We start from the raw sequence: 16,870 nt of genomic DNA on the forward strand, positions 1-16,870 counted from the left end.
TTTAAACGGTCAATCACATGAGTTAGCACAATGCTATTCTTAGGAGGTGAGGACAATGGCACAACGCATTCCTCAGGAAGTCATTGAGGAAGTTCGTCACCGAACGAATATAGTAGATATTATTGGGCAGTATGTCCAGTTAAAAAAATCCGGTAAAAATTATATGGGTTTATGTCCGTTTCACGAAGAACGTTCCCCTTCATTTTCAGTAGCAGAAGACAAACAAATTTTTCACTGTTTTGGCTGCGGGAAAGGTGGAACTGTTTTTAATTTCTTGCAAGAAATTGAAGGCATTAGTTTTCCAGAATCCGTGAAACGTGTTGCAGATTTGGAACATTTATCTGTGGACTTTGATTGGTCAGAGCCGCGTGAAGTAGCGGATACCCCAGAAAACCAACAAAGACGGAGTTTGTTACAACTGCATAGTAAAGCCGCAGAACTTTACCATCATATTTTAGTGAATACTAAAATTGGCGAACCCGCATTAAACTATTTATTAGAGCGGGGGTTAACACAAGAACTAATTGAGACCTTTCAAATTGGATTTGCGCCGCAAAAACGTGATTTCTTAAGTCAAGTTTTTAAAAATGAACAACTGGATGAAACGCTTTTTGAGCCTTCTGGGCTGTTTGTCCAAAGAGATAACGGTACGTTTTTGGATCGTTTCTATCAACGAATCATGTTTCCAATTAATGATCCCCAAGGCAATGTCATCGCCTTTTCTGGTCGCTTGTTAAAAACAGCTGATTTTCCAGGGGATGAGATGCCTAAATACTTGAATAGTCCTGAAACAACACTTTTTAATAAGCGAGAAACGCTGTTTAACTTTGATAAAGCCAGAAAAGAAATTCGTAAAGAAAATACAGTCTTGCTTTTTGAAGGATTCATGGATGTTATCGCTGCTTGGCAATCAGGCGTAAAAAGTGGGGTGGCTTCAATGGGGACTAGTTTGACCAATGAACAAATTCGGCATTTGGAACGGGTCGCTAAGGAAGTAGTTATTTGTTACGATGGCGATAATGCCGGTGTTCAAGCCACAAACCGTGCGATTCAATTATTGCAAGAAAACAGTCATTTTGACTTGAGTATAGTCAGCATCCCTGAAAAGCTGGATCCTGATGAATATGTGCGGAAATATGGCGCAGAAGCTTTTCAAAATTTAGCCAATCATGGCCGAGAAACAGTTTTTAGTTTTAAAATGAACTATCATCGGTTAACTAGAAACATGAATAACGAAAAAGAACAATTGGATTATGTGAACGAATTGTTACGGGAGTTAACCAATGTTCAATCTCCCTTGGAACGTGATCGTTATTTAAACCAAATTGCTCAGGAATTTCAACTTTCTGTTCATAGTTTAGAAGAACAATTCAATCAATTGAAGCAAGAGCAACGTTCAGTCCAACGGCAAGAAAGGCAACAATTTTATCAAGATGAAATGATGCCACCACCAATGGAAGAACCTGTTTTTGAAGAGAATCACGTCCAGAACAAGTTACCGTTAACCCAAGTTCAAAAAGCAGAACGTTCTTTATTATTTCGTTTAATGAATGAACAAGGAGTACGGCAAACCGTTCAACAATTGCCAGATTTTTCATTCGCTCATGATGAATACCAAGAATTGTATTTCTTGCTAGAAAGTTATGCGACACTGCATCAAAGTTTCGACATTGCCGATTTTATTAATTTCTTGCAAGATAATCAAACCAAACAATTAGCAATTGAAATTGCGTATCAGAATTTATCAGAAGAAAGCTCTGAGCGAGAAGTTGCCGATTTATTACATGTAATTGCCTTATCAAGTATTGCAGAGGCAATTGAGCAGAAAAAGATTCAACAGCAAGAAGCAAAACGAGTGGGCAACCAACAGCTTGAAGCCGAATTAACAATGGAGATTATCCAATTGGCTCGACAGCTTAAAGCTCAACGAACATTTACTTAAGCAATAAATGAATAGAACTAAGCGTTTTGTTCATTTTATTTTGATAAGTCCCAGTGATTTATCAGTTATTTCAAGCGTGAACCGAAAAATGAAGGGGGCCTTCTTTCATGGAAAAAGAAACAAGTAAAAAATATGAAGCTGCAGTGGCAGCATTTATCAAAGAAAACAAGCCTAAAGGAACAGTGGTTTATGATGATTTAGCGAATCAATTAGCCACACCGTATACTTTGGATGCAGAAGCTATGGAAAAATTGATCCAAAAAGTTGAAGATGCTGGTATCAGCGTGGTCGATGAAAATGGAGACCCAAGTGAACATAGCTTGAAAAAAGATGAAAAAGAAGCGGAAAAGGCCCAAGCAGAAGACTTATCTGCGCCAACAGGTGTTAAAATTAATGATCCCGTGCGTATGTACCTAAAAGAAATTGGGCGCGTTCAATTATTAACTGCCGCAGAAGAAGTTGAATTGGCACTTAAAATTGAAGAAGGCGATCAAGAAGCAAAACAACGTTTAGCAGAAGCTAACTTACGTTTGGTTGTTTCAATTGCCAAACGATATGTAGGTCGTGGTATGCAATTCTTGGATTTAATTCAAGAAGGTAATATGGGCTTAATGAAAGCTGTTGAAAAATTTGACTACCGTAAAGGGTTCAAATTCTCTACGTATGCTACTTGGTGGATTCGTCAAGCGATTACGCGGGCAATTGCGGACCAAGCTAGAACGATTCGAATTCCTGTTCACATGGTTGAAACAATCAATAAATTGATTCGGATTCAACGCCAACTATTGCAAGATTTAGGTAGAGAACCAACGCCAGAAGAAATTGGTGCGGAAATGGATTTACCAACAGAAAAAGTTCGTGAAATCCTAAAAATCGCACAAGAGCCAGTCTCTTTAGAAACACCAATTGGTGAAGAAGATGATTCACATTTAGGTGATTTCATTGAAGACCAAGATGCTACCAGTCCTGCTGAACATGCAGCTTACGAATTGTTAAAAGAACAACTAGAAGATGTTCTGGATACTTTAACAGACCGTGAAGAAAATGTTTTACGTTTACGTTTTGGTTTAGATGATGGTCGGACACGTACGCTAGAAGAAGTCGGAAAAGTTTTCGGTGTCACTCGCGAACGTATTCGTCAAATTGAAGCAAAAGCGTTAAGAAAACTAAGACATCCTTCTCGTTCAAAACAATTAAAAGACTTTTTAGAATAAACATACCGTTTAGCGGCTCTTTTCGTGCATGCGAGAAGAGCCGCTTTTGATTTTTAAAAAGTCTCTAAATGTCATTGCTAGTTATTGGAAGAAGGCGCAAGTTGTGGTAAATTAGAAGTAATGGAATATTAGCAGAATGTGAGGCGGAAGAATGACAAAAAAATGTCCGAAGTGCGGGAACGAATTCGATGCAGAATTAACGACCTGCCCAACATGTGGCTATTCACTAACTGACACAACAGTTGATAAAGAAGAAGCGGAAACGACTTCAACAAATATAGATTTTGAAACACAGGAAAATGAACAACACGAAGATCAATTAAATGAGAATATTGAATGGTCTGAGTTAAAAGATATGAGCTTAGGCCATGTGATGGAACTGTTTGGCGAATCACCTGAAGAAGAAAGTAATGATGACAAAAAAGAAGAGTCGATAGAAGATAACTTAATAGTCTCTGATTCAGAGGATGTTTCTGGTCTAGAAACATCGCTTCAAGAAGGGGCTAGTGAGGAGACTCATGATTCGGTGGAGGAGTCGACACCAGCGACAGAAGAGACGCCTACTCATTCAACAGAAGAAAAACTAGCAACGGACGAAGCAGTTAATTTAGAGGAAACAACAGAAGAAACAACTACTGTTGAAGCAGAAACAGCTGAGGTATCTGAGACGGTGAAGTCAGAAGAGGAAGCTTTAACAGAGATTTCAGGAACTGAAGTTATCTCTACCACTTCTGAAGAAGAAATTTTTTCACAACCACCGATAGAAGATCAAGATGTAACACCAAACGAAACTTTGCAAGCTTATATTCAAGCGCATCGAGCAGATACAGAAATGTCTGAAAATCCATCAGAAGAAACAGCAGAGACCCAAGAGTTAGAAAACAGCGGTGAGGCAGTATTAACCCAAGCCGAAACACCAACTGAATCCATTTCAGATTCTGAAGAAGGGTTAACAAGTGCAGCGTCGCTAGAGGCACCGAGCGACGCTGATACAACCGTGGAAAAAGTTTCAGATTCAGGTGTGATACCACCGATGAATGAAACTGGGAATGCTCAACCAGCGCCTGCTCCGAAGAAACCATCAAAAAAAGTGGCTTTCGTTGCGCTTGCGGTTGTTTTATTAGCTGGAGGTAGTGCTTGGGCGTATCATGATCAAACGCGAAAAGCTGCCGCGCAAGAGGCGGCGGCACTAACCAAGAAAACAGATACGCTGAAAGATGAACTAGCAGCCTTTTATACCACGAATGAGCAAGTTTTTATTAAACCCGATATGGTGACTGTTAGTCCAGAAAAACTCTCAAAACAAGTCGCGGAAATTAAAGATTCAGAAGAGTATTCTCAATTAAATAAACAAATTCAAACATTGAAAGAGAAGCAACAAATCATTCAACAAATCAACCAATTATTTGAGGCCCCGATTGTCAATGGCAATGAGTTGAAACCGGCGATTCTAGCTGCTGATCAACTAATTTCCGTAAAGAAATTAACAGGAAATGATCCATTTGACCAATTGATGAACCAAGCAATCGATCAAGCGAACCAACAATACAACCAATTACAAAAAGCTAAAAAAGCGGTTGAGGTCATTTATAAAGATGGAAAAACTACCAATCAGCTGAATCGAGACACATATCAAGCTGCTAAGGCAGAAGTAGGTAAAGTAACAAGTGATAAGCTGAAAAAAGAACTGGTCAAACAAGTCACGACAGCTGACCAAGCGTTAACCAAGGTTGAAGAAGAACAGAAAAGAATTGCAGAAGAACAAGCTGCCGCAGAGCAAGCAAAACAAGCAGAAGAACAAGCAAAACAAGCTGCTGCCGCGAAAAAAGAGAACGCTAAGAAGGAAGAAACAGCAAAAACAGAAGCGAATGGCTACACGGCGCCGAATAGTGACGGGGTTTACACTAGTCCGCTTTATGCGCCAGATGCTGCTGATATCGCTGATAGTAGCAATCCAGCGTGGACATGGGCACCAGGTGTGAAAGAAAAAGTCTTAGACACAGTGATTGCTCGTGGCTATGTGGTTCCTGGCGGATATTCTTTAGAACCTGCCAAAATTGTGAATGGCGAAGGTTACTACAATCTTTATGCAACAAACAATCAATCAAAATTATTAGAAGGCACTACAGAGAAAAATGTTCACATGTATTTAGTTACAATCAATGCTAAAACAGGTTGGTTCAAAGGGAACGCTTCTCGTAATGCAGGGCAATAAAAGAAAATAGAAACAATCGAACAAAAGCGGAAATCTTTTGTTCGATTGATTTTCCTTGAGGAGTTAATGATAAATGAGAGAATTACTAGCAACAACATTTACCGGCATTGTGGTCGATGAAAATGAACAATTTTATTTTGTTCAAAAAAATGGCATCACATTCCGTTTAAAAAAAGAAGAAGGTACGCATGCCATAGGAGAGGCTGTAGAAGGGTTTGGTTATTTAAATCAAAAACAAGAGCCAGCACTGACAACTACAATTCCTACTGTGCGCATTGGTAGCTATGGCTTTGGTACTGTCACAGGAACGAGACGTGATTTAGGTGTTTTTGTGGATGTTGGCTTACCAGATAAAGATGTTGTTATTTCGTTGGATGAATTACCAACCATGCGGGAACTTTGGCCTAAAAAAGAAGACCGAGTAATGGTTACTTTAAAAGTGGACAGTAAAGACCGCATTTGGGGCGAATTAGCAGATGAAAAAGTCTTTAAAGCCATGGCAAAACGCGGGAATGCTGAAATGCAAAACCAAAACTTAACTGGGCATGTGTATCGTCTGAAACTTGCAGGAACGTATATTTTAACTGATGATTTATACATTGGATTTATCCATCCTTCTGAACGATTCCAGGAACCACGTTTAGGTGAAAAAGTAGTGGGACGTGTGATTGGCGTGCGGCCGGACGGCGTATTGAATCTTTCATTAAAACCAAGAAGTCATGAAGTAATCAGCGATGATGCATTAATGATTCTAACTTTCTTAGAAAGAGCAAACGATCACCAAATTCCTTTCACCGATAAATCAAGCCCTGATGAAATTAAACAAACCTTTGGCATTAGTAAAGCTCAATTTAAACGCGCCTTAGGCCATTTAATGAAACAAAAATTAATTAAACAAGAAGATGGTAAAACAATTCTAATTGGCTCGTTGGAACAATCAAAAGAAAAAAATTAAGGTAGCTAATTGAGAATATCTTGCAAATTACAGTTATTTCTTTTATAATTATTTTAATTTGATTGATAAATTAAGTTTCTTAATTTGTAATCATTCTAAACAAGGAGCTGTAATAATGGATTCGACTGCTGCTTTAAAAAAGACAAAAAAACAATTACATGAATCAGGCTTTAAATTAACACCACAACGGGAAGCAACCGTACTTGTATTATTGGAAAATGAAAAAGATCATTTATCAGCAGAAGAAATTTACTTCTTGGTAAAACAAAAAAGTCCGGAAATTGGTCTAGCAACAGTCTATCGAACGCTAGAAATTTTAACAGACTTAAAAGTCGTTGATAAAGTGAGCTTTAACGATGGTTTAGCTCGCTATGATTTAAGAAAAGAAGGCGCCAAACACTTTCACCACCATTTGTTATGCTTAGAATGTGGCACAATTGAGGAAGTGGAAGAAGACTTGCTTGGTGAAGTAGAGCAAATTGTTGAAAGTCGGTATCATTTTTTAGTCAAAGATCATCGCTTAACTTTTCATGGTATTTGTCAAAGTTGTCAAAGTAAACATTAAAAAAACTGCCTTGCATTAATTTATGCAAGGCAGTTTTTTATTTATTGGCATTATAAATTAGCGAATTTTTCCAATAAGCGAATCATTTGGCAAGTAAAACCATATTCATTGTCATACCAAGCCACAGTTTTCACTAATTGGAAATCGCCAGCTGTCGTTACTTCTGTTTGCGTTGGGTCAAAAATCGAACCTTCTGTCGTGCCGATTATGTCTCCAGAAACAATTTCACGATCATCATAACCGAAAGAAGGGTTATCAATGGTGTGTTTTTTCATTGCTTCATTTACTTGATCAGCTGTTACTTTTGTTTTTAAAATGCTAACTAATTCTGTTAAGGATCCATCCACAACGGGAACACGTTGGGCATGGCCTTGTAATTTTCCATTAAGTTCTGGAATAACTAAGCCAATTGCTTTAGCAGCACCAGTTGAATGGGGAATAGTATTGTCTGCAGCAGAGCGTGCCGCACGAAGATTTCCGCCACGAACAGGGCCATCTAATAGCATTTGTGTTGATGTGTAGGCATGAACAGTTGTCATGGTACCAACTTCAATACCAAATTCATTATTTAAAAAGTAAGCCATCGGTGCTAGACAGTTTGTCGTACATGAGCCGGCAGAAATGATTTTATCGTTGGCATCAAGTGTATCATCATTGACGTTATAAACGATTGTTTTCATTGCGCCTGCAGGAGCAGAGATAACCACACGTTTCACACCTGCATCTAAATGAGCTTGTGCTTTTTCTTCAGAGGTATAAAAACCTGTACATTCAAGGACAATGTCTACTCCGTTTTCTTTAACCCAAGGGATTTTACTTGCATCTGGTTCTGCGTAGACACGGGTTTCTTCGCCGTCAACAACAATGCCATTTTCAGTGGCTGTCACGGTGCCAGGATAGGTGCCATGCGTAGAGTCAAATTGTAATAAGTGAGCCAACATTGTTGGGCTAGTCAAATCATTGATAGCCACAACTTCAATATCATCAGAAACTTCTTTTATTCGGCGAAAGGCTAAACGACCAATTCTTCCAAAACCGTTAATTCCTACTTTGACTGTCATAACAAAAATTCCTCCTTTAGATGTTTGTGTTTCTTTGGACCCTTGCTGAAAAAGTGATTTTCTTCAACTATCTATAGTATGAACCTCTAAAATTTTTTTGTCAAAAGACTGATAGCGAAGCGACAAAAAGAAAGCGAAAGATTCATGAGAAATTTTGCTTTTTCCAACGATAACTAACTAGAATTGCTAGACAAACGGTTGTTTTCCCGATACAATAATAAAGACTTTCGAATCACGCTTTTTGAGGTGATTAAAGATAGTAGAAGTAGAATAGGAGGACAAATTATATGTCCATGTTTTTAGATCAAGTGACGATTGATGTCAAAGCTGGTAAAGGCGGCGACGGAATGGTTGCTTTCCGTAGAGAAAAATATGTACCAGACGGGGGTCCCGCTGGTGGTGATGGCGGTCGCGGTGGCGACGTTGTTTTAGTTGTTGAAGAAGGATTACGCACATTAATGGATTTCCGGTTTAATCGTCATTTTAAGGCGACACCTGGAGAAAATGGTATGAGTAAAGGAATGCACGGTCGTGGTTCAGAAGATTTACTTGTCAAAGTTCCACCAGGTACAACAGTTCGTGATGCAGAAACTGGAGCCTTAATTGGAGATTTAATTGAGAATGGTCAGACCTTAGTAGTAGCAAAAGGCGGACGCGGTGGTCGCGGGAATATTCGCTTTGCTTCCCCAAGAAATCCTGCACCAGAAATTGCCGAAAACGGCGAACCGGGTCAAGAACGTAAAATCGAATTAGAATTAAAAGTCTTAGCAGATGTTGGCTTAGTTGGGTTTCCTTCTGTAGGGAAATCAACGTTACTCTCTGTTATCTCGTCCGCTCGTCCGAAAATTGGTGCCTATCATTTTACGACGTTAGTTCCAAACTTAGGGATGGTGACTACTAGTGACGGTCGAAGCTTCGCTGCAGCAGATTTGCCAGGCTTAATTGAAGGAGCTTCTCAAGGTGTCGGCTTAGGAACACAGTTCTTACGCCACATTGAACGGACGCGTGTTATTTTACATGTCATTGATATGAGTGGCATGGAAGGACGCGATCCTTACGAAGATTATTTGGCAATCAATAAAGAATTGGCTTCACACAATTTACGTTTGATGGAGCGACCTCAAATTATTGTTGCCAATAAAATGGACATGCCTGAAGCAGAAGAGAATTTAGCGAAATTTAAAGAGCAACTTGCGAAGGAACGCACCGATGAGTATGCTGATGAGCTACCTATTTTCCCAATCTCTGGGGTTACTCGTAAAGGTATTGAACCTTTATTAAATGCAACAGCTGACTTGTTGGAAGTAACGCCTGAATTCCCATTATATGAAGATGAAGTGGTAGAGGAAGAAACCGTTCGTTATGGCTTCCAACCAGAAGGTCCAGAATTTACGATTGATCGTGAACCAGATGCTTCATGGGTTTTATCTGGTGAAAAATTAGAAAAATTATTTGAAATGACGAATTTCGATCATGATGAAACAGTAATGCGTTTTGCACGTCAATTACGTGGTATGGGTGTCGATGAGGCATTACGAGCACGTGGCGCGAAAGATAGCGACATTGTTCGGATTGGTAATTTTGAATTTGAATTTGTCGAATAAGCATAAAACCAGTTCACTCAGTGAACTGGTTTTTTATTTTAAAATTAGTATTAAATTAGCGAATAGATTGAAATAATATTTTTAATAGCTTATAATTTTAAATGTAACAAAATAACAAACGAAAGGAGCGAAATTGAAATGGAAAACAATCAAGCAATGGTTCCTAAGTTTTCAGTTAAAAGTGCCGGTTTTCTTTTTAGTATGGGGTTCTTATGTGGTGTCCTGTTGCCGAGTGTTTTATTATGGACTTTCAGTCTTCCGTTTAATATTGGTGCCATGATTTTTTTGCCTGTTGGGATTGCTTTTGCGTTAGCGTATAGTCATTATTTTATTGAAACGAAAACAGGTTTTTGTAAGCGTTTTATTTGGTTGTTTTTAATTTCTCTTATTTTATTAGAGCTTATCTCTTATTTATGGCTGATTAAAGGAGTTATTTTTTAAGAGAAAAACAGAGGAGAGTGTTATTTATGTTAGATAAACTGACTGTTTGGATTGAAAATCATCTAGCTGGACCAATGGCTAAAATTGCCAATCAGCGCCATTTACGTGCGGTGCGGGATGGGATTATTGCGACATTACCTTTAATTATTGTCGGTTCTTTTTTTCTAATTATTGCGTTTCCGCCGTTACCAGAATCTTGGGGCATTACTCAATTTTTAACAAGTAATGCTGCTACAATCTTATTGCCTTACCGAATGACAATGTACATTATGGCGTTATATGCGACTTTTGGCATTGGCGCTAGTTTAGCGAAATCATATAATCTTGATCAAGTCTCTGGAGGGATTTTGGCTACGATTGCTTTTTTATTAACATTAGTACCTGTAGCGATTCCTGAAGAAGCCAGTAAAGCAGCTGGCGTTTCTGGGTTTGTTTTACCAATGGCTAATTTGGGTGGTGCAGGGATGTTTGTCGGGATTGTGACGTCAATTATTGCTGTCGAAATCTATCGAGTGACAGATAAGTCTAAGTTCAAAATTACAATGCCTGATAACGTTCCACCTGCTGTTGCTCGTTCATTTGAATCGCTGACTCCGACGTTAATTGTCATGTTATTGATTGGTTCAATCACTTATTATTTAGGCTTTGATTGGCACACATTTGTAGGGAACTTAGTGGGACCACTAGTTCAAGCAGCGGACTCTTTATTGAGTGTCTTGCTGTTAGTCTTTTTAACCACATTTTTCTGGTTCTTTGGGATTCACGGCGCTTCAATCGTAGGATCGTTGGCGCGTCCTCTATGGCTACAACTATTAGAGGAAAACACGACTGCTAAAGCAGCTGGCGAAGCATTACCTCGGATTGCGGCAGAACCTTTTTACCAATGGTTTATTTGGATTGGTGGTGCTGGAGCCACAATTGGTTTAGCTATATTATTAGCCTTCCGGGCAAAATCAGAATATGGTTCAAAACTAGGAAAAGCTATTTTAGCACCGTCTATTTTTAATATTAATGAGCCAGTTATTTTCGGTGTACCGATTGTCTTAAATCCTATTTTAATGATTCCTTTTATCTTTGCACCAATGGTTTTAGCAACGATTGCTTGGTTTGCCACAAAATTAGGTTTAGTAAGTGAAGTTGTCTTTACCGCTCCTTGGACCTTACCAGGACCAATTGGCGCCTTTATGGCGACAGGCGGCGATTGGCGTGCTGCTGTTTTGAATATTGTTTTAATTCTAGTGGCCATCTTGATTTACTATCCGTTCTTTGTAGCTTATGATAAAAATGAGCTTGCCAAAGAACAAGGCAAACAAATAGAAGAATAAAGAGTGCAGCCGTTTAGTGTCCAGAACAAAAGGTGATGACCTTTTGTTCTGGGCCTATTTGTTTATAGGTGATGAAAATTCTCAATTTTTTTGAAATGTATAGAAAATTTTGAGAAAAGAAACGCATAAAAAAGTGTAAAATATTATATATATAATGAAAATGGTTTTCTTTTGTGTGAACATAATAAAGTTATTGTTAACTAAAAGAGAAAAGGGGTATGAAAATGGTTAGAACGAAGGTATATACAAAGGAAAAAATCTTAAACGTAGCTGAAAAAATTTTAGTAGATAAAGGTTTTTCTAATTTAACTGCTAGAAATATTGCAGATACTATGGGGATTTCTACGCAGCCAATTTATTTAGAATTTGTCAACATGGACGATTTAAAACGAACCTTAATTAAATCGTTATTTCATCGTATGCAATTATTTTATAAAGCAGATGTCGGTGCCTCAGACCCAGTGATTGCATTGGGTCTGAACTTTATATTATTTGCCCAAAAACATCAAAAAATCTATACGGCGTTATTTATGAAAGCACATGGTTATGAAGAAGAATTGCAGCAAATGCTTCAAACTTTTTTTGAAGAGCGTTTATTATTGGATAAAAAATATGTACAAATGGACAAAGGAAAATTTGTCGAATTATTTCCTAAAATGGTGGTAATCTATTTAGGTTTAGCTACAGCAGTTACAATGAAAACAATTGACTTAACTAAGAATCAAGAAATTCAATTATTAAGTCAATTATTGATAGAAGAGTAGTGTTTTGTTATTTATTCAAAATAACAAAAATACGACATAAGTCTGAGAAAAAACTGGTCGTTGCGCCCGAGGAAGGATTGTTTAAAACTTGCTATACTTTGGAAGAAGTAACAGAGAATAATTACTCGGGAGGATTTATGTGATGAAATTTATTAAATTTTTAGTGGTGACAGCAATTGTTATTGGTGGTGGTTTATTTGGGGCCAAGTTTTACGCAGAGAAGAACTCTGGCGAATTAGCTGGTGTGTTAGATCAATTAAATCCATTGGTTAAAGAAGGAAATGTGTATGTTAAAACAAAGAAAGCCGATAGTGTTAATGGCTATGGAATTGCTAGTTATACGCAAGTAGCCGCAGATGAGGAAGGCAAAACGCGAGAAATAACTTTCACAGCGGACCATGAATTAAAAACAGATCATTATCTAAAAGTCTCAAATAAAGGAGCCCACATCAATACGTATGAAGAGGTCAATCAAGACCAAGTGCCAGAAAAGGCATTACAAGCGATTCAAAAATAACAAAAAGTCAGAACGTACGCTGAAGATACGTTCTGACTTTTTGTTATTTTTTTGCTTCTTGAAGAATATTGATTTTTTCAATTTTAACATCAGTTTTTGGTTTATCGTTGGCACCAACTTCGACTTTGGCAATTTTATCGACAATATCCATTCCTTTGGTTACTTGACCGAAAACAGTATGTTTTTTGTCAAGAGAAGGATAGCCGCCTTTTTTGTAAGCATCAATGATTGCTTTTGGATAATCATCATATAAAAGGCCATCAGATTGATCATCTGTATTTTGGACAATAAAGAACTGACTGCCGTTAGTATTAGGTCCTGCATTCGCCATTGATAACGCGCCACGAATGTTATATAACTGGTTTGAAAATTCATCTTCAAATGGTTTATTCCAGATGCTGTTTCCGCCAGTTCCATCACCGCTAGGATCGCCACCTTGGATCATAAAGTTATTGATGACTCGGTGGAAAGTCAAGCCATCATAATAGCCATCTTTGGCATGTTTCATAAAGTTCTCGACAGTTTTTGGAGCCTGTTTAGGAAATAGTTTGATTTCAATATTTCCCATTGAAGTAACCATTTGGACTAAGTCTTGATCTTCGGCAACTTTGTCATCTAGTTGTGGTAAATCTAGTGAATTTAAGTCGACCGAATCCTTTGTTTTACTTTCGCTGGATTTAGCGACAGAATCACTCGTTGCGGTCGTGCCTTTATTATTGGTTGTGTTACAGCCTGCTAAAAGCAAGGTGAATGCTGCAACTGAAGCAACAGCAAGCATTTTCTTATGTTTCATCTGTTTTCCTCTTCCTTTCACACTGACAATTAGGTTCTTTTTTATCATAACAAAAGAGAAGATAACAAACCAGTGGAATTTTTATAAGATTTCCTATAGGAAAGGTGTAGACCACTTTTGTTTTTTTGTTACAATGTAAGCAGATACATTATTATGTTTTACAATTTAGGAGGCAATCACATGGGAAAATTAGGTATTTCAATTTATCCAGAACGTTCAACATTTGAAAAGGACAAAGCATATTTGGATTTGGCTCATAAATACGGCTTTAAGCGTGTCTTTACTAGTTTATTGCAAATCAATGATGATCGGGAAAAGGTATTAGCAGAGTTTAAAAAAGTCGTAGATTACGCCAACCAATTAGGTATGGAAGTGATGGTCGATATTAATCCTGCATTGTTCGAACAATTAGGCATCTCTTATGATGATTTATCATTTTTCCATGATATGGGCGCTTACGGTATTCGTTTAGATCTTGGTTTTACTGGGCAAGAAGAGGCGAATATGACAAGAAACCCTTATGGCATTAAAATTGAAATTAATATGAGTTCAGGGACAAGTTATGTAGATAATATTATGGCCTACTCACCAAACACAGAAAATTTACTAGGCTCACATAATTTCTATCCACATCGCTATACCGGCTTAGGCTATGATCATTTTGTTTATTGTTCAGAAAAATTTAGAAAATATAATTTAAATACGATGGCGTTTGTGAACTCACACGATGCTACATTTGGGCCATGGCCGACACAAGATGGGTTATGTTCTTTGGAAGACCACCGCGATTTAGAAATTGCAACGCAAGTTAAGCATTTAGTTTTAACAGGATTAATCGATGATATTTCTGTCGGAAATGCTTATGCCTCAGAAGCAGAATTAGCAGCAATGGCAGAAGCCTTTCATGCACCGTATCCTTCGATCAAAGTGGATACAGAACCAGAAATCACAGAAGATGAAAGAATTGCATTGTTCGATAACTTACACAGTTATCGTGGAGATCGTTCTGATTACGTTTTGCGTTCAACGATGACACGTGTTTACTATAAAGATCGTCCTTTCCCAGCTCATACAACGAGAGATATTGTTCGAGGCGATGTCTTGATTGACAACGTTGGCTATGGACAATACAAAGGGGAAACACAAATTGCTTTAAAAGAAATGAAAAATGATGGCCGTGTAAATGTGGTTGGTCGTATTTCTGATGACGAACGTTTCTTATTAGAATTTTTGAAACCATGGTCAAGTTTTAAACTTATTGAAAATAAATAATTTTTAGTTTCTTATAAATAGATAAGTGGAGCATAGCGTAAAAGGCAATATTTTTATGCTATGCTTTTTTTGTCGCAACAAAATTGTCTCATTGTAGTGGTAAAGAAAGATGGCTGAATCTTTGAATGGTAGTTGTCAAAAAAAGGGCGACAACTTATAATGAATCATACAGTTTAAATAAAAGGAGTACGTAGATGAATCGATGGTTAAAAATTTTGATTGCGCTTATTGTAGTAATTGCAATTGGTTTAATTGCGGCAGGCTTATATTTTTATAATTATGCAGTAGTTCCAGGAAAGAAAGACTTTATAAATGAGAATACCCCAGGGTCAAAAGTGGTCCAGACACCTGAAGGCGCGTGGTTTAAAGATGACAAAAATCGACAAGAATGGTCAATTACTTCGGAAGATGGGCTACGTCTAAAGGCCATTTATTTACCAGCCGACAAAAAAAGTAATCGTACCGTTATTATGGCGCATGGTTATATGGGTTCGGCAGAAACGATGTCTGTCTTTGCGAAAATGTATCATGATTGGGGCTACAATGTGTTAGCGCCAGATGCGCGTGGTCACGGGAAAAGTCAAGGAGATTATATTGGGTTCGGCTGGCCCGATCGTAAAGATTATGTCCAATGGATTGAGAAAGTTTTAACCGAAAATGGTCAGCAAGAACAAATCACTTTATACGGTGTCAGTATGGGTGCTGCTACAGTCATGATGACGAGCGGGGAAAAATTACCAGATAACGTGAAAGCCATTGTGGAAGATTGTGGCTATTCTACAGTCAATCAGGAGTTGCAATATCAATTGAAAGAGCTTTTCAATTTACCAAGTTTCCCATTAGTTAATGTTACTAGCGGGATTACGAAACTTAGAGCTGGCTATTTCTTTGGGGAAGCAAGTGCTGTTAAGCAATTGCAAAAGAATCATTTACCAATGCTCTTTATTCATGGTGAAAATGATACGTTTGTGCCGTTTAGTATGTTAGACGAAGTTTATAATGCAACCCAAGGACCTAAAGAGAAATATGTCGTGCCTGGAGCAGAGCATGCGAAAGCTTATAATAAAAACCCAGAAAAATATAAGGAAACAGTAGCTGCTTTTCTAGATAAATATATAAAATAACAAATTTATTCTTTACTAATAGTAGCAACAACGAAAGACTTGTTCTTAAGTTAACGACTTAGTGAACAAGTCTTTTGTTGTCAGTTGATTTTTTTTTAATAAGTTGGAATTTACCCATGCAATCTAGGGCATAATCTGATAGGATAGTACTAGAAATGAGGGAAGGATAATGGAAGAACAATTAGTCGATTATTTACACTATTTACAAATAGAGCGGGGCTTATCAAATAACACACGACGGAGTTACGAACGAGATTTAAAAAAATACGTAGCCTTTTTACAAGAACAAGGCCTGCATTCTTGGGACGAAGTTGACCGTTACATGATTACAGAATTTTTGCAATCCCTTCACGAAGAACAGCAAGCTTCAGCAAGTGTGATTCGGATGATTTCTAGTTTGAGAGGATTTCATCAATTTTTACGTCAAGAACGCTTAAGCGAATATAATCCGATGCAACATATTGACTCCCCCAAGAAAGTTCAAAAATTGCCAAGTACATTATCTGTTGACGAAGTGACTCGATTAATTGAAACGCCTGATACAAGTAAACCACTAGGTATGCGGAATCGTGCTATTTTAGAAGTGATGTATGCAACGGGCCTGCGAGTTAGTGAGCTAATTGAAATAAAATTAGGGGATCTGCATTTATCCATTGGTTTATTGCAAACAATCGGAAAAGGGGACAAAGAACGAATTATTCCTTTAGGCGATTATGCGATTCAATGGATTGAGCGCTATATGAACGAAGCCAGACCTCAATTGATTAAAAATCATCCGAATGAAACACACCTATTCGTTAACCATCATGGTGAACCGTTATCTAGACAGGGCATTTGGAAAAATTTAAAACAGATTGTTCGAGAAGCCCAGATAGAGAAAAATATTACCCCGCATACATTACGACATAGCTTTGCGACACATTTGTTGGAAAATGGCGCAGACCTTAGAATCGTGCAAGAATTATTAGGACATGCAGATATCTCCACGACACAAATTTATACACATATTACCAAACAACGAATGGCAGATGTTTATAAGGAACATTTTCCTCGGGCTTAATTTGCGAGAATGCCCACA

At 37.8% G+C, this 16,870-nt stretch carries 15 protein-coding genes; 13 read left to right on the forward strand and 2 right to left on the reverse strand.

The genetic code is table 11. From position 1 onward, the window contains the following. Positions 1-55: 55 nt before the first annotated feature. The 5 genes from dnaG to IGJ20_RS06685 all read left to right on the forward strand — a co-directional run bounded on the left by dnaG (position 56) and on the right by IGJ20_RS06685 (position 6,891). Positions 56-1,942: a DNA primase gene (dnaG, locus tag IGJ20_RS06665; RefSeq protein WP_101731770.1), complete on the forward strand. Its 1,887-nt coding sequence runs from the start codon at positions 56-58 to the stop codon at positions 1,940-1,942. A gap of 107 nt (positions 1,943-2,049) precedes the next feature. Further along, a complete protein-coding gene (rpoD, locus tag IGJ20_RS06670; protein WP_002360364.1) occupies positions 2,050-3,156 on the forward strand; it encodes an RNA polymerase sigma factor RpoD in 1,107 nt (368 codons plus the stop codon). 151 nt (positions 3,157-3,307) lie between these two features. Then, the gene (locus IGJ20_RS06675) at positions 3,308-5,371 is read left to right on the forward strand and encodes a cell division site-positioning protein MapZ family protein (protein ID WP_202522528.1); all 2,064 of its coding nucleotides are present in this window, start codon (positions 3,308-3,310) and stop codon (positions 5,369-5,371) included. A gap of 73 nt (positions 5,372-5,444) precedes the next feature. Next, on the forward strand, positions 5,445-6,326 hold the full coding sequence (locus IGJ20_RS06680) for a CvfB family protein (protein ID WP_002361792.1): 882 nt from the start codon (positions 5,445-5,447) through the stop codon (positions 6,324-6,326). 115 nt (positions 6,327-6,441) lie between these two features. Further along, positions 6,442-6,891: a Fur family transcriptional regulator gene (locus IGJ20_RS06685; protein WP_002357640.1), complete on the forward strand. Its 450-nt coding sequence runs from the start codon at positions 6,442-6,444 to the stop codon at positions 6,889-6,891. 50 nt (positions 6,892-6,941) lie between these two features. Here the strand turns inward: IGJ20_RS06685 and gap are convergent, their stop codons facing one another. Then, a complete protein-coding gene (gene gap, locus IGJ20_RS06690) occupies positions 6,942-7,952 on the reverse strand; it encodes a type I glyceraldehyde-3-phosphate dehydrogenase (protein WP_002357638.1) in 1,011 nt (336 codons plus the stop codon). Between the two features lie 287 nt (positions 7,953-8,239). On the opposite strand from gap, the gene obgE reads away from it, so the two are divergent. The 5 genes from obgE (at position 8,240) to IGJ20_RS06715 (ending at position 12,603) form a co-directional block, all read left to right on the forward strand. After that, the gene (gene obgE / locus IGJ20_RS06695; RefSeq protein ID WP_430605283.1) at positions 8,240-9,556 is read left to right on the forward strand and encodes a GTPase ObgE; all 1,317 of its coding nucleotides are present in this window, start codon (positions 8,240-8,242) and stop codon (positions 9,554-9,556) included. Between the two features lie 138 nt (positions 9,557-9,694). Then, complete coding sequence (locus tag IGJ20_RS06700) at positions 9,695-9,997, forward strand: hypothetical protein (protein ID WP_002374891.1); 303 nt, start codon at positions 9,695-9,697, stop codon at positions 9,995-9,997. Positions 9,998-10,023: 26 nt separating this feature from the next. Next, positions 10,024-11,322 carry a PTS sugar transporter subunit IIC gene (locus IGJ20_RS06705; protein ID WP_002363934.1) on the forward strand — a complete coding sequence of 433 codons (1,299 nt, stop codon included), beginning with the start codon at positions 10,024-10,026 and terminating at the stop codon, positions 11,320-11,322. Between the two features lie 218 nt (positions 11,323-11,540). Further along, positions 11,541-12,086, forward strand: a complete 546-nt coding sequence (locus tag IGJ20_RS06710) for a TetR/AcrR family transcriptional regulator (protein ID WP_002360361.1) — start codon at positions 11,541-11,543, stop codon at positions 12,084-12,086. A 142-nt stretch (positions 12,087-12,228) separates the two neighbouring features. Continuing rightward, entirely contained in the window at positions 12,229-12,603 is a 375-nt protein-coding gene (locus IGJ20_RS06715) for a YxeA family protein (RefSeq protein ID WP_002357632.1), read from the forward strand. Between the two features lie 43 nt (positions 12,604-12,646). On the opposite strand, the gene IGJ20_RS06720 is transcribed toward IGJ20_RS06715, so the two are convergent. Beyond that, positions 12,647-13,396: a peptidylprolyl isomerase gene (locus IGJ20_RS06720; RefSeq protein ID WP_002374887.1), complete on the reverse strand. Its 750-nt coding sequence runs from the start codon at positions 13,394-13,396 to the stop codon at positions 12,647-12,649. A 180-nt stretch (positions 13,397-13,576) separates the two neighbouring features. Here IGJ20_RS06720 and IGJ20_RS06725 point away from each other — a divergent pair, with 180 nt between their 5' ends. From IGJ20_RS06725 to xerD, 3 genes are all read left to right on the forward strand, one after another. Further along, positions 13,577-14,668: a DUF871 domain-containing protein gene (locus tag IGJ20_RS06725; RefSeq protein WP_002357630.1), complete on the forward strand. Its 1,092-nt coding sequence runs from the start codon at positions 13,577-13,579 to the stop codon at positions 14,666-14,668. A gap of 194 nt (positions 14,669-14,862) precedes the next feature. Beyond that, positions 14,863-15,792: an alpha/beta hydrolase gene (locus IGJ20_RS06730; RefSeq protein ID WP_002357629.1), complete on the forward strand. Its 930-nt coding sequence runs from the start codon at positions 14,863-14,865 to the stop codon at positions 15,790-15,792. A 169-nt stretch (positions 15,793-15,961) separates the two neighbouring features. Beyond that, the gene (xerD, locus tag IGJ20_RS06735; RefSeq protein WP_202522529.1) at positions 15,962-16,852 is read left to right on the forward strand and encodes a site-specific tyrosine recombinase XerD; all 891 of its coding nucleotides are present in this window, start codon (positions 15,962-15,964) and stop codon (positions 16,850-16,852) included. Positions 16,853-16,870 lie beyond the last annotated feature (18 nt).

Source organism: Enterococcus sp. DIV0294 (genome assembly GCF_050558155.1).
GTDB classification, from domain to species: Bacteria; Bacillota; Bacilli; order Lactobacillales; family Enterococcaceae; genus Enterococcus; species Enterococcus faecalis.